The sequence below is a fragment of the Streptomyces sp. GbtcB7 genome (assembly GCF_019091445.1).
Lineage (GTDB): Bacteria > Actinomycetota > Actinomycetes > Streptomycetales > Streptomycetaceae > Streptomyces > Streptomyces mirabilis.
The window spans coordinates 129,030-141,535 of sequence record NZ_JAGXJM010000018.1 but is presented as its reverse complement, the minus strand read 5'-3'; the positions used below and the strand labels follow the sequence as shown (position 1 = coordinate 141,535).

Below are 12,506 nucleotides of genomic sequence, written 5' to 3'. Positions count from 1 at the left end.
ATGGCCTGCTGAACTGCGGAACACGCAAACGGTCACGGTGACGGGCGGTTCGCTTTCCCGACGTCCTCGCCACGCTGGTGGCCGCGGCGGGCATCGCGGTCGAAGATGCCCAGGATCTCGCACGGTCCGCCCTCGGCGCCGATGGCGTGCGGGAGCATCGTGGGGAACTCCGCCGCCTGGTTGGTCTCGATCCGCAAACGCCGATTGCCCAGCAGCAGGCTCGCGGTGCCGGAGAGAACGACGAGCCATTCGCGGCGCGGGTGGGCGCGCAGGCGCGAGGGGTTGTCGGGCGGCGGGTCGGTCATGCGCTGGCGTACGACGGTCATGCCGGGTTCCGCCTTGATGGGCCAGCGCATCAGCCCGTGGGCCGCGTCGATCATCGGGTGGGAGACGACGTCGTCGGCGGCGGTCTCGACCAGTTGGTCGAGGGAGGTGTCCAGGGCGCGGGCGAGGGTGACGAGCTGGTCCAGCGCCAGGCGGCGCCGGCCGTTCTCGATGCGGCTGAGCGTGGACTGACTGACCCGGGCCCGGGCGGCCAGCTCCTCCAGGGACCAGCCCTGGGCGACGCGCAGGGCGCGGATGCGTTTGCGTACCAGGCTGTCCAGCTCGCCATTGTCTTGCGCCATGGGCAACATCGTATGCCGTTGCGGCAAGGTGCGGTCAGCGTACGCGTGGGAGGACCCCGCCACCAGGGCGGGGTCCTCCACCATGCCGGTCGAGCCGCCGTACGGCTACACGGTCAGCGACGGAACAGGATCAACGGCGGCCGTCGTGACGCTCACCGTGGCGCCCGCCGAGGTCGTCGCTGCCACCGACGTCACGACGGCTACCGTGCTCGCCGCGGTACTCGACTCCGCGCTCACCCCAGTAGGCGCCGTCACGGTGCCCGGGGTGACGGGCGCCCCAGGAGAAGGTGTCGACCAGGCGGCCGTGCTCGTCGCGCAGGGCGGCCGTGTCGGAGCGGTCGCCCCACACGGAGGTGCGGCGATCCTGGTAGAGGTCACGGGAGGTGTCGCGGCCCATGCCGGTGTGGACACGGACGACGGAGCGGCCGTCCAGGCGGTAGTGGTGGAAGGTGTACGTGTGGCCGTCGCGGTCCGACAGCGTCCAGCCGCTCAGGTTCACCGCACGGCGGGCGCCGTTGGTGACCTCCACCCACTCGCTGTTGAGCGACCGGTTGGAGCGGACCCCGTCGCCCACGAAGCCGTGCTGCACGTCGGCGATTCTGACGGCAGCCTGGCGATCCGTGCGGTCGGCCGCGGACGCCGGCAGAGTCGCCGCCCCGGCCACCGCCACCACCGTCAACGTGGCGGCGGCGAGACGACGAACGGTCACAGAAGCAGAAGCGGACACAAAGCCCTCCTACTGGGTGCTGGCATCCCGCGGCCGTCCTACGCGGTCCGTTCCGGGGTGCGTGTGCGGGTGTGCGGCCTGCTGGCCGACGCGCACACACTGCTCTCACCCCTCGATGATTCGGGCGATACATGAGCACTGTTACTGATCAGCCACATTTCCGTGACACTCGCATGTAACGTCCATTTATGCCCTGAATGTGCAGATTTACCGTTTCGTCAGGAAGCTTTCCCTTGTCGGAACACGCCTTGGACGGGTCCACGTGACGCCCCGCCCCGCCACGCTCGACCCGGCCATCACTCGAAAGTTGATCACGGCCCCCGGAGGGCGTCCTGCCGCAACGGACAGGTTTGTGCTGAGCTTCCCAGGTCAGGCGTAGTGGTAGAGCGCAGAGGAGAGAGGCATGTGTGCGGAGCACCGGACGAACTCCCTCGACACCACGACCGTTCCCGGTCGGCTGCGTTCACCCGGACCGCGCAGCCCGGCCGAGGTGCGCGAGGCGGTCAGGGACGCACTCGAAGAAGACGTACGACGGTCCGGCGGGCGCGACGGCGCGGGCGATGCCGTCGCCGTCGGCGACGCCCTGCTCGTCGCCTCGGAACTCACCACCAACGCGATGCTGCACGGCGGCGGTGTCACCGAGTTCGAGGTGATGCTGGTCGACCGGGAAGTACGCCTGTCGGTGAGCGACCACAGCCGGGAACTGCCCACACCGGCAGAGCACCCCGACGAGCCGGGATCCATGAGGATCGGAGGCCATGGCTGGCCGATCATCTGCCGCCTCGCCCGCGACATCACCATCGCGGAGCTCCGCGCCGGCGGCAAGCGGATCACGGCCGTTGTACCGCTCTCACCGCACTAGGACTGGGACCACCAGGGCTGGGACGACGACGGTGTCGTACTCCTGTGGTCGGCCGCGGCCGGAACGAGTTCACGCCGTGAGGGCCTGGCGGGGTGTGCCGGTCGCGGAGGGGGCGCCTCGCACGACGGGGCGCACCGGGTACGTGGTCTTCGCCGGATCCACCACCGGGTCGCCCAGCTCGATCCGGCCCGCCGCGTGCAGCGCGTCGCACTCGTCCGTGGGCAGGGCCACGTAACAACCACCGCGCCCGGAACCGGAACTGAAGGGCTGCCAGTACCCGTACCGGCGCCGCCCGTTGGCATGCACGGTGAGGCAGACGGGGACGCGCTGGACGGTGATCAGACGCAGGACCTCGGCACCGCCGGGGCCGAGCGGAGCGGGCGTGCGCGGGAGGGATCGGAGCATCGTCAGCGGTCTCCGTTCAGGGCTCGCGGCACGGCGCGGCGTCGGAGAGCGGGCGTCATGTGCGGGCGGCCTTTCGACGGACGGGTTCGATCGCGTACCGCCGGGAGCGGTGACGTTCTCGCTGCTCAGCATTGTTGCGGAGGGCACTGACAATGCGGTCGGGGCTGCTCCGGGGCACTCCCCCGATCCCGGTCCCGATCCACATCCCGATCCCGGTCCGGTTCCGGGTCCCGTTCACCGCTGGTGCGGCAGTGTCTGTGCGCGACGGGCAACAGGGGCGGGGCCGTCGCGAGCGTCCTGCTCGCCCTGGACGAAGGGGTCGTCGGCGGGGTCGTAGGGTCCCGCGTGGTCCGCGAGCGTCCCGGTGACCCGCTCCCACTCCTCGACCTCCGCCCGTACGACGACCGCGTCCCGGCCGGTGGGCGAACCGCCACGAGCCGCCTTCCGGGCGGTGGCCAGCGCGGACCTCGCCTCGTGGTGGCGCATTCCCGTGGCCGAGCGGCGTACCCGCGCCCAGGCGGCACGCTCTTCGTCGGAGGGCTCCGGCACCTCGTCACCCGTGTCGTCGACGGGACCGGACGCTCGGTGCTGCTCCAGGCTCACTGCTCCACCTCGTTCGGGTGCGGGGGCTGATGTGTCCTTCGGCAGTCCCGTGTGCCCCGGTCGCGCGAACCGACACCTGCCGGCGGCGAAGAAGCGCTCACCAGGGCAGAAAGGCATGCACATCCTTGCCGTCGGGCCGCACCACGACGCTCACCTGGTGGCAGAGCGCGTGGAGGAGGTGCCAGCCGATTCCGCCCGCGCCGTGGGCCGGGTCGACGCGGCGCGGCGCGGGCGGCGTCGTGCTGCTGTCGCGGAGCGTGACATGCACGCCGTCGAAGGTGGGACGGATCCGGAGTTCGAAGGGGCCGGGAGCGTACTGGACCGTGTTGGCCGCCAGCTCCGTCACCACCAGCAGGATGTCGTCCCAGTGCTCGGCCGCTCCGGGCGGTGACGTCCGCGCGAGTGCGCACAGATAGTCGTCCGCCACGAGGCGGGCGTCGGTCACGTTGCGCAGCTGTCCGGGAAAGGTGCTGGTGAGGCCCGGGGGCTCGTCACCCGACACCTTCGCGTCCCCATTCGGGTCGCTTTCCATCGCGCCTCCCCGGTCTCGTCGGCGGGATGTCTTGCTCTTCATCGCCCCACGCGTCTTCGCACAGGGTGTCCTCGCACCGCGCGGACGTCGCCCAGCCTTCGCGACCCGCGTGCCTACGATCCGGTGTCCCGGGACCTGCGGGCGACCGTACGCCGCCTCAGCGCGCGTCGTTCGGTCTCGCTCGTACCGCCCCAGACGCCGATGGTCTGCCCCGTGTCGAGCGCCCAGCTCAGGCACTCCTCACGGACGGGGCAGTGCCGGCAGACGGCCTTCGCCTCCTCGATCTGCGGCAGCGCGGGGCCTGTGCTGCCGATGGGGAAGAACAGATCGGGGTCGACGCTCCGGCAGGCCGCGGACTCGCGCCAGTTGTTCATGGGGGCCTCCTGTGATCGCGATGGTCTTGCGCGATCTGTTGTTCGTGGGACTTCGGTCCCCCTTCGGGTCACCCTTGATCGCACCTGCGAAACAGACGGTTTCGCGAAAACAGCACGGTTTGAACGAGGAACGACGCGGACAACCGTGTGCGAGCACGGCGCCCCCACCCGCCCGTCCGGCGCGGCGGGGGCTCCCGAGTGGCAAGATGGGACCGCGGATGAGCGTCGGCGGCGCTTCGACGAACAAGCAGGTGGCACATGTCGCACGAGCCCGGCGAGGTCTGGGAGCAGTTCGCCGTCGCCCTGGCGGAAATGGCGCGGGATCTGCTGGCCCAGGACACGGTCCAGGGCACACTGGACCGCGTCGTGGAGCATGCGTCGGTTCTGATCAACGGCTGTGACGACGCCGGCATCCTCACCGTGCGGCGGGGCGAGGTGCGTCCTCTGGCGGCGACGAGCGACGTGGTGCGACGTGCGGACCGGATCCAGCAGGATCTGCGGGAAGGCCCGTGCTTCGACGCCGTGACCGACCGTCAGCAGATCTACACCATCGAGGACTTGAGCCGGCCGCATGAGCGCTGGTCCCACTTCGCCCCCGAGCTGAGAAGGCTGGGCATAGGGAGCATGATGGGCTTCCTCCTCTTCACCGAGGACGACGAGCTCGGGGCCCTCAACCTGTACTCCCGCCGGCCGCGCACCTTCGACGAGGCCGCTCAGCGGGCCGGCTGGATCCTCGCCTCGCACGCGGCCGTGGCCTTCTCCGCGGCCCGTACGCATCAGCAGCTCGGTGACGCCCTGGAGACCCGTCACGAGATCGGCGAGGCCATGGGCATCCTCATGGAGCGCTACGCGCTGACCGAGGACTCGGCGTTCAAGCTGCTCAAGAAGGCGTCCCAGGACCACAACATCAAACTGCGCGAGATCGCCCGCCGCATCTGCGAAACCGGCGAAAAGCCCAGCTGACCGCTCCGGTCGCAACGGGCGGCGATCCGGAACGAGCGACCCGGCGGAGACCGTCGAAACCGCCGCCGACCTGCTGTGACTTCGGCCACCCCCTCTTGCCCCGGCAAAGAAGGCATACCTAAGTTTCGTTTCATGGCCGCACATAACCCCCCGCCTCCCGACGGCACCCCCGCGCTGGTCGACTTCTCCGTCGACCTCACCGCGCAGGAGGTGCAACGACAGGCCCAGGTCCTGGCCGCCCTCGGCCCCGACTGGGACCCGCTGGAGGTCATGCGCGGCGAGGAGGCCGCGTACGACCTGCTGTACTCCGGTCTCGACGAAGAGCAGCAACGCCTGTACGACGACCTGGTCGCGGCCGGCGTGCTGCCCCCGCGCGGAGGCGGCCATGCTGCCGCTTGACCCGCAGGCGGACCGCGGGCGACGTGCCTGGGTGAGCTGTCCCAACTGCGACGACAGTCGCGGCTGCGCACCGTGCGAGCAACGGCGCACCTGCTCCGACCACTGGCGCTATCTGCTCTCCAACACCGGCAGTCTGCTCCACCTTCAGTGCCCGTCCTGCACGCACGTGTGGGTCCACGAGAGCGGCTTCGGTGCCACCCGCTCCCTGTGGAAGCGCATCACGAGCGGCCGCCCGGATCCTCGCTGATCGCTCCGGCTCAGGGCGCGTGCGGGTCGGTGGGTGCCCGCGGTGCGTCGGGGATGTAGCAGGCGATGAGTGCGGCCGTGTCGTCGTTGAGACGGTTGTCGCTGTAGGCGAGCAGATCGTGGTGGAGCCGGTCGAGGAGTTCCCGGGGCGGGAGGACGCCCCAGGAGCGGATGCGCTGGACGAGCGGGTAGAAGGCGCCGTCACTGTCGCGTGTCTCGGTGACGCCGTCGGTGTACAGCAGGAGCTGATCGCCCGGCCGAAAGGGATGTTCGTCGGTGCGGAACGGCTCTCCGACGAGCACGCCGAGGTTGAGGGGCGGTGAGGACCGGTCCGTCTCCAGTTCGGTGACTTCGGCGGCGCTGATGAGCAGAGGGGGCGGGTGGCCGCAGTTGACGATCCGCACGACACGGTCGCGGCTCACGATTTCCGCGAAGATCGCCGTGACGAAGCGCTCGGCCATGTCGCTGCTGGCGTAGTCGGCGGCCCGGCGGCTCATGCTGGTCTCCACCCGTTCCGCCAGGGCCGCGAGGTCGGGTTCGTCGTGGGCGGCTTCCCGGAAGGCGCCGAGCAGGGTGGCGGCGGTCTCCACGGCGAACAGACCCTTGCCCCGGACGTCGCCGATCACGAGGCGGAGGCCGTGCGTCGTGGGCACCGCCTCGTAGAGATCGCCTCCGACGCGTGCCTCCGCGTCGGCGGAGAGGTAGAAGCTCTCCACCAGGATGTCACCGACGCGGTGCGGAACGGGCCTGAGCAGGACGCGCTGGGCGATCTCGGCCACGAAGCGCACGGTGGCCAGCGTGCGCTCCCGTCGCATCCGGCTGACGGCCAGGATGGTTCCCAGGGTGCCGATGAGAACGGTGCAGAAGTAGGCGGCCACGTAGTGGCGGTCCCACAGGTAGCCGACGGAACGTCCCGCACAGCACGGGGTACCGGCCAGAACCCCTTCGAGCGCCACGGCGAAGACGGTGACACAGACGACCATCACGGGGCCGTGGGCGAAGGCTGCCACCAACGGGAGAGCGATCAGCAGGAAGCTCACCGGCCACTCCACGGGCGTGATGGGCTCGATCAACAGGACGGCCGCGACGTAGAAGAGGGGGAGCCAGCGCATCCACATGGGGGGTGCCGGCAGCGAGCGGCCCGTGCTGTTCGGGCGCGGTGAGGCGCTCTCCGCCTCCGCGCCACGGCCCCGCCGCCTCACGGTGTCCCGCGACGCTGTGCGAGGGGCGGGAGCTCGGACACCAGCGAGGCAGGGGGGTGCACCGAGAGCGGGCCCGCGAGCGGACGACACGACTGACGGCTCGTTTGATGCAGCCTGTTCACACGGAACTCCTGGCACACGGTTTCGGCAAGACGCCCAGCCTGCTGGGACTCGGCACGGCGTACCGGTCATTGCTCCACTCAACGGCATGTCAGGCACCGGACCGTGCCGACGACACACCCGTGACCGCACCTGCCGCGGGGGTGTGCTTCAGAGTGCCTGGAGCTGGGTGAGCAGCCTCAGGGTGTCGGTGTTGACCCAGTACTCCGCGAACTTGCCGTCCCGCATGCGGAGTGTGTCGGTGCCGGTGAAGGTGACCACGGTCCCCGGCTGGGCCTTGGCGCCGGGGAAGCCGCCGGCGTAGGTGCCGGTGGCGGTCCATCGCACCGATGCGTAGCGGCCGTCGACCAGCGGGGGAACCTCGATGGTGAAGCGCAGGTCGCGGAATGCCGCACGGGTCTGGCCGATCCAGGCCACCAGGCCGTCGACGCCCCGGATGGAGCTGCCGTCACCTCCGTCGAGGAGGGCGGCGTGGACCCGGAAGCCGGGAGAGATGATCCCCGGGGCCTGGGCGAAATCGCCGTTCCAGAGCCGCAGCCACGCGTCGAGCATCGCCTTCGGCTTCTGCTCGGCCGCCCGACGGTCGTGGGCCGTGGCCGTCCGCTCGGCCGCGGTTGTCGGTGAGGTGTCCGCGGTGGCCGTCGTGGCGGTGAAGGCGAGGACGGCGATCGCCGCGGGGACGAGCAGCCGTGCCCGGTGGCGCCTCGGGGTGGCGGTGTGGGTGGTGGGGGTGGCGGTCATGGCGGTTCCTCGCGTTTTGGGTCAGGGAGGGATGGCAGGGGCAAGGTGTGCGATCGGCGGCAAGGTGCGCGCGATCGGCGGCTGCGGAAGAACCTGCTAAGGGTTCAGCACGACCTTCCCGGCGACGGTGCCGGACTCGGCCAGTCGCAGGGCGTCGGCGACGCGGGTGAGGGGCAGTTGGGCGGCGATCTGCGCGGTGACGTCACCGCGCTGGAGGGCCCCGAAGACCTGAGTGAGGTCGGCGCGCAGCTGGGCCCGGAACCGGTTCTTGGCCAGCGCCCGCCCGGCCCAGACGTTGAAGAAGTAGGCGCGGCGGCGGTTGGGCAGCGCGTTCCACAGCCACACCCGGCCGAGCAGCTTGAGCACGGGCCACTGCTTGGAGCCCTCGTCGTCCCGGGTGGAGGCGCTGCCGTACGAGACGAGCGTGCCGCCGGGCGCGAGGAGGTGCCAGGAGTCGACAGCGCTGCGGCCGCCGACGTGGTCGAAGACGGCGTCCACCCCGGCGGGGGCGAGCTCGCGGACCCGTGCGGCCACGTCCTCGGTGCGGTAGTCGACGGGGATGACGCCGCGCTCCCGCAGCGCGTCGTGGTGACGCGCGGACGCCGTGCCGATCACCTTCACGTCCGCGGCCTGGGCGAGCTGGACCAGGACCGAGCCGACGCCGCCGTTGGCACCGTGGACCAGGATGGTCTGCCCCGCGCGGACGCGTGCCTTGCGGTGCAGCATCTGCCAGGCGGTGATGCCGTTGACCACCACGGTCTCCGCCTCCGCCGCGCCGATCCCGTCGGGCACCGGCACCACGTCCGCCGCGTCGACGAGCACGTGGCTCGCCCAGCCGCCGACCTTGACCAGCGCGGCCACCCGGGTGCCGGCCAGAGCGGGCTCGACGCCCTCGCCGGTCGTGAGGATGGCGCCGACCAGGTCGTAGCCGGGCACGAACGGGAACGCCGGCTGGTCGTAGTACCGGCCGCGGCGCATCTGCTGCTCCGCGAAGGAGACCCCGGTCGCCTCCATCCGGATCACGACCTGGCCGGGGCCCGCGGCGGGCACGGCTCCGTGCCGGATCTCCAGCCCTTCCGGCTCCACCTTGCCCGGCAGCACGACCTCGACGAGTCCTTCGGCGTTCATGACGACCTCCACTGCGCTCCGCGTTGGTTACTCACTTTTGCGTCCGTTAGAAGTTATAACTCAACACGAAGGAGAGAGTCAAGAAGTTCAGTAATATCTTCTAACTTTATCTTGAACCTCTATCTTCACGACTGCGGAAAGGTGGCAGGCCATGGTCGACACGGACACGCAGACCCCGCGCGAGCGCTACCGCGCCCACGTACGTGCGGAGATCAGGGAACGCGCATGGGAGCAGATCGCCACCGCGGGGGCGTCCGCGCTCTCCCTCAACGCGATCGCCAAGCAGATGGGCCCTGGACGACCCTCAGCGGTACTTCCTCGTCTACGGCACGCCCGTCCCCGGCTACCACGCGCCCGACGACGTCACCGGGATCGCGTCAGAGATCATGACGACCCTGCTCGACGCCTGCGCCGCGTCTCCCCCGGACGGCCCCGAGGCCCTGCGCCGGGCCCTGACCTTCCGGACCCGGCTGCACGGACTGCTGTCCCTGGAACCGCCCCGCTCCTCGTACTCAGTGAAGCGCGGCCTCCTCCGGAACGACCACCTGGTCGACCATGCGCTGGATCTGTTCCGTGGGGAGGGCAACCGCCATGGCCCAGTAATAGATGGCGAGACTGAGGACCGTGACCGCCGCCATGTCCCACCACAAGGGGAACCACGGATGTGTGAGGGGGCCGAAGTCGCTGGCGTAGACGATGAGACCCATGCCGATCAGGTAGGCGGGGAGCCACTGGGCGGCACGCAGATCGAGTTGGGGAGTCATCGGGTTCATCCTGAACACGCGGTTGGCGATGAGGATGACGTAGCCGATCAGGATCGCGATGCCCAGCTTCCAGTCCGTGGTCCAGCCCGACCACAGGATCAGGAAGTTGGCGACGACGAAGGCCAACGGGGACATCCAGCCGCCGCCGGGCAGCCGGTACGGACGGTCGACGTTCGGGAGGCGGCGGCGGAAGACCCCGAAGGACAGGGGCGCGCCGGCGTACATCAGCACGCTGGCGCTGGTGATCAGCCCCACGAGCGAGCGCCAGCTCGGGAACGGCAGGAAGCACACACAGCCGACCACGAAGGCGGCGATGAGCCCGACCCACGGCACCCCGCTCCGGTTGGTCGCCTCGAAGGCCGACGGCACATAGCCGTTGCGGCTGAGCCCGTAGGAGACCCGCGAGGAGCCGGTGATGTAGATCAGGCCGGTGCCCGCGGGCGAGACCACCGCGTCGAGGTAGAGGACCGTGGCCAGCCAGCCCAGACTGATGAGCGTGGCGACCTGCGCGAACGGACCGGTCAGGGTGTTGAAGGCGGCGGTGGCCCAGGTGCCCTGGATCTGAGAGGCGGGAAGAGCGGCGAGGAACGCGACCTGAAGCAGGATGTAGATGATCGCGCCGATGACGATGGAGCCGATCACCGCACGCGGGATGTCGCGTTTCGGATTGGCGCTCTCACCGGCGAGCTGGTCTGCCTGTTCGAATCCGAGCAGCGCGAAGATGATGCCGCTGGAGGAGACCGCGGACAGGATGCCCTTGGCGCCATAGGGGTTGAACCCGTCGGCGGCGGTGAAGTTGCCGACATGGAACTGGGCGAGGGCGAACACGAAGATCGTCAACAGCGGGATGCCGACCTTCCACCAGGTCGCCGCGCTGTTGGTGCGGGCCAGCAGGCGGATGCTGAGGAAGTTGATGGCGGTGATCACCGCCATCAGCCCGACCGCGACGGCGATCCCGGAAGCGGTCAGGATGTGCTGGCCCCCCTGGGTCTTCAGCCAGCCGTTCGCCCATGAGTAGTGCTGGCCGTACGTGATCATGGCCAGCACCTCGATCGGCGCCACCGTGGCCGCCTGGAGCCAGGAGAACCAGCCGAACGACGCTCCCGCCGCGCCGCCGAACGCGTAGTGCGGGAAGCGGGCCGTACCGCCGGACACCGGATACATGCCTCCGAGTTCGGCGTGCACCAGGGCCAGGATGAGGATCGCGACGCCGCCGATCCCCCAGGAGATGATCGCGGCCGGGCCCGCCGCCGCGAGGGCACCCTGCGCGCCGAACAGCCAGCCGGAGCCGATGATCGACCCCTCCGAGGCCCAGATCAGCCCGATGAATCCGACTTCTCGCCTCAGGCCGGGAGGCCCGGCATGCGTGGCGGGTGCCGCTTCGGTAGTGCCCATGACCCTCACCCCTGCGCCAAAGGGGATGAACATCGCAATACGGCGATATCGATACTTTAACTTCCGAGTGATGCGAGCACGAGAGGCGTGACGAGCCCGTTCCACATCGAGAACCATTGACATGCACGCAACACACTTCCAACACTGAACCCCAAAGGTCCATACCTTCTCCGGCAGTTGAGAATGGAAGGGGTTCACCCATGCGACGTGTTACGCGTCTTCGCTGGGGCCTGTCCGTCCTGTTAGCCCTCGGCACGTGCACTCTGGGGCTGTCGCCCGCCGACACGGCGACGGCACAACCGTCCAGTCCCCGCCCCCTCTCCCCCGGCCTGGTCACCGCCATGCAGCGGGACCTCGGCCTCACCGCGTCGCAGGCCCGCACCAGGGGCGAGCGCGAAACCGGCGCCGCCGAGCTCGCGCCGCGGGCCGAACGGGCGGCGGGGCGGACGTTCGGCGGTTCCTGGTACGACCCGGCGCGCGGCACGCTCGTCGTCGGAGTCACCGACGCGGGCACCGCGGCGGTCGACGCCGTACGAGCCACCGGCGCCACGGTCGTACGGGTCGCGCACAGCGCCCGGACGCTGGACGCGGCCAAGGCCGCCCTCGACGACACCGCCACGTCGGACGGCGCCCCCACAGCCGTCCGCAGTTGGCATGTCGACCCCCGCACCAGCAGCCTGGTGGCCGAGGTCCGAAAGGGCGCGGAACACAGCGCCGCGGTGACGGCGTTCCTGGCGCCCGCGCGCGAGGCGGGTCTGCTCACGGTCCACACCTCCGCCACCGCGCAGAGGCCGCGCACGTTCTCCGCGGGCACCGTCGGCGGCGACCCGTACTACATCAACGGCAACACCCGCTGCTCCATAGGCTTCTCCGTGGTGGGCGGCTTCGTGAGCGCCGGGCACTGCGGCTCGGCCGGCAGCTCGGTGGCCGGCTGGGACGGCTCGGCGATGGGCACCTTCGCCGGATCGTCGTTCCCGGGCAACGACTACTCGTACATCCGGATCGGCAACGGCTGGTGGACCGTACCGGTGGTGCTCGGCTGGGGCACCGTCAGCGACGTACTGGTCCGCGGCTCGGCCGTGGCCCCCGTCGGCTCGTCCATCTGCCGCTCCGGCTCGACCACCCACTGGCACTGCGGCACCGTGCTGACCCAGAACGAGACCGTCAACTACAGCCAGGGATCCGTCTACGGCCTGACCGGCACCAGCGTCTGCGCCGAACCCGGTGACTCCGGCGGCTCGTTCATCACCGGCGACCAGGCCCAGGGCGTGACCTCGGGCGGCTGGGGCAACTGCACGAGCGGCGGCCAGACCTGGTTCCAGCCCGTGAACGAGATCCTCAGTACGTACGGACTCACCCTCGTCACCGCCTGACCGCCAGGGGCCGCGGGCCGAGCGCTCCCCGCTCGGCCCGCGGTCG

The 12,506-nt window shown here is 70.2% G+C and carries 15 protein-coding genes and 1 pseudogene; 6 read left to right on the top strand and 10 right to left on the bottom strand.

Annotation, left to right across the window (positions count from 1 at the left end):
• Positions 1 to 32 precede the first annotated feature (32 nt).
• Together KVT44_RS28130 and KVT44_RS28125 are read right to left on the bottom strand one after the other, a co-directional pair.
• Complete coding sequence (locus tag KVT44_RS28130) at positions 33 to 626, bottom strand: helix-turn-helix transcriptional regulator (RefSeq protein ID WP_217569578.1); 594 nt, start codon at positions 624 to 626, stop codon at positions 33 to 35.
• A gap of 130 nt (positions 627 to 756) precedes the next feature.
• Positions 757 to 1,335, bottom strand: coding sequence for a lamin tail domain-containing protein (locus KVT44_RS28125; RefSeq protein WP_308314130.1), 579 nt, complete (start codon positions 1,333 to 1,335; stop codon positions 757 to 759).
• A gap of 421 nt (positions 1,336 to 1,756) precedes the next feature.
• On the opposite strand from KVT44_RS28125, the gene KVT44_RS28120 reads away from it, so the two are divergent.
• Positions 1,757 to 2,215: an ATP-binding protein gene (locus tag KVT44_RS28120; protein ID WP_217569574.1), complete on the top strand. Its 459-nt coding sequence runs from the start codon at positions 1,757 to 1,759 to the stop codon at positions 2,213 to 2,215.
• 69 nt (positions 2,216 to 2,284) lie between these two features.
• Here KVT44_RS28120 and KVT44_RS28115 read toward each other — a convergent pair whose 3' ends face one another.
• From KVT44_RS28115 to KVT44_RS28100, 4 genes are all read right to left on the bottom strand, one after another.
• Positions 2,285 to 2,620 (bottom strand): hypothetical protein, encoded by a 336-nt coding sequence (locus KVT44_RS28115; protein WP_217569572.1) that lies wholly within the window; start codon positions 2,618 to 2,620, stop codon positions 2,285 to 2,287.
• Between the two features lie 234 nt (positions 2,621 to 2,854).
• The gene (locus tag KVT44_RS28110) at positions 2,855 to 3,223 is read right to left on the bottom strand and encodes a hypothetical protein (protein ID WP_190170982.1); all 369 of its coding nucleotides are present in this window, start codon (positions 3,221 to 3,223) and stop codon (positions 2,855 to 2,857) included.
• Between the two features lie 97 nt (positions 3,224 to 3,320).
• The gene (locus KVT44_RS28105) at positions 3,321 to 3,755 is read right to left on the bottom strand and encodes an ATP-binding protein (protein WP_217569570.1); all 435 of its coding nucleotides are present in this window, start codon (positions 3,753 to 3,755) and stop codon (positions 3,321 to 3,323) included.
• 113 nt (positions 3,756 to 3,868) lie between these two features.
• Positions 3,869 to 4,129, bottom strand: coding sequence for a WhiB family transcriptional regulator (locus tag KVT44_RS28100; RefSeq protein WP_217569569.1), 261 nt, complete (start codon positions 4,127 to 4,129; stop codon positions 3,869 to 3,871).
• 258 nt (positions 4,130 to 4,387) lie between these two features.
• On the opposite strand from KVT44_RS28100, the gene KVT44_RS28095 reads away from it, so the two are divergent.
• The 3 genes from KVT44_RS28095 to KVT44_RS28085 all read left to right on the top strand — a co-directional run bounded on the left by KVT44_RS28095 (position 4,388) and on the right by KVT44_RS28085 (position 5,738).
• Positions 4,388 to 5,092, top strand: coding sequence for a GAF and ANTAR domain-containing protein (locus KVT44_RS28095; protein WP_217569566.1), 705 nt, complete (start codon positions 4,388 to 4,390; stop codon positions 5,090 to 5,092).
• A 132-nt stretch (positions 5,093 to 5,224) separates the two neighbouring features.
• Positions 5,225 to 5,491 carry a DUF6400 family protein gene (locus tag KVT44_RS28090; protein WP_217569564.1) on the top strand — a complete coding sequence of 89 codons (267 nt, stop codon included), beginning with the start codon at positions 5,225 to 5,227 and terminating at the stop codon, positions 5,489 to 5,491.
• Complete coding sequence (locus KVT44_RS28085; RefSeq protein WP_099919179.1) at positions 5,478 to 5,738, top strand: hypothetical protein; 261 nt, start codon at positions 5,478 to 5,480, stop codon at positions 5,736 to 5,738. Before KVT44_RS28090 ends, KVT44_RS28085 begins: the two co-directional genes overlap by 14 nt.
• Positions 5,739 to 5,748: 10 nt before the next feature.
• Here the strand turns inward: KVT44_RS28085 and KVT44_RS28080 are convergent, their stop codons facing one another.
• From KVT44_RS28080 to KVT44_RS28070, 3 genes are all read right to left on the bottom strand, one after another.
• On the bottom strand, positions 5,749 to 6,849 hold the full coding sequence (locus KVT44_RS28080; RefSeq protein ID WP_217569562.1) for a PP2C family protein-serine/threonine phosphatase: 1,101 nt from the start codon (positions 6,847 to 6,849) through the stop codon (positions 5,749 to 5,751).
• A gap of 360 nt (positions 6,850 to 7,209) precedes the next feature.
• Positions 7,210 to 7,800: an ester cyclase gene (locus KVT44_RS28075; protein WP_217569560.1), complete on the bottom strand. Its 591-nt coding sequence runs from the start codon at positions 7,798 to 7,800 to the stop codon at positions 7,210 to 7,212.
• Between the two features lie 96 nt (positions 7,801 to 7,896).
• The gene (locus tag KVT44_RS28070; protein ID WP_217569558.1) at positions 7,897 to 8,928 is read right to left on the bottom strand and encodes a medium chain dehydrogenase/reductase family protein; all 1,032 of its coding nucleotides are present in this window, start codon (positions 8,926 to 8,928) and stop codon (positions 7,897 to 7,899) included.
• Between the two features lie 151 nt (positions 8,929 to 9,079).
• Here KVT44_RS28070 and KVT44_RS28065 point away from each other — a divergent pair.
• Positions 9,080 to 9,422 (top strand): annotated as a pseudogene (locus KVT44_RS28065) (TetR-like C-terminal domain-containing protein); the annotation flags it as partial.
• Positions 9,423 to 9,440: 18 nt separating this feature from the next.
• Here KVT44_RS28065 and KVT44_RS28060 read toward each other — a convergent pair.
• On the bottom strand, positions 9,441 to 11,087 hold the full coding sequence (locus KVT44_RS28060; protein WP_217569556.1) for an APC family permease: 1,647 nt from the start codon (positions 11,085 to 11,087) through the stop codon (positions 9,441 to 9,443).
• Positions 11,088 to 11,287: 200 nt separating this feature from the next.
• Here KVT44_RS28060 and KVT44_RS28055 point away from each other — a divergent pair, with 200 nt between their 5' ends.
• Positions 11,288 to 12,460, top strand: a complete 1,173-nt coding sequence (locus KVT44_RS28055; protein WP_217569554.1) for a S1 family peptidase — start codon at positions 11,288 to 11,290, stop codon at positions 12,458 to 12,460.
• Positions 12,461 to 12,506 lie beyond the last annotated feature (46 nt).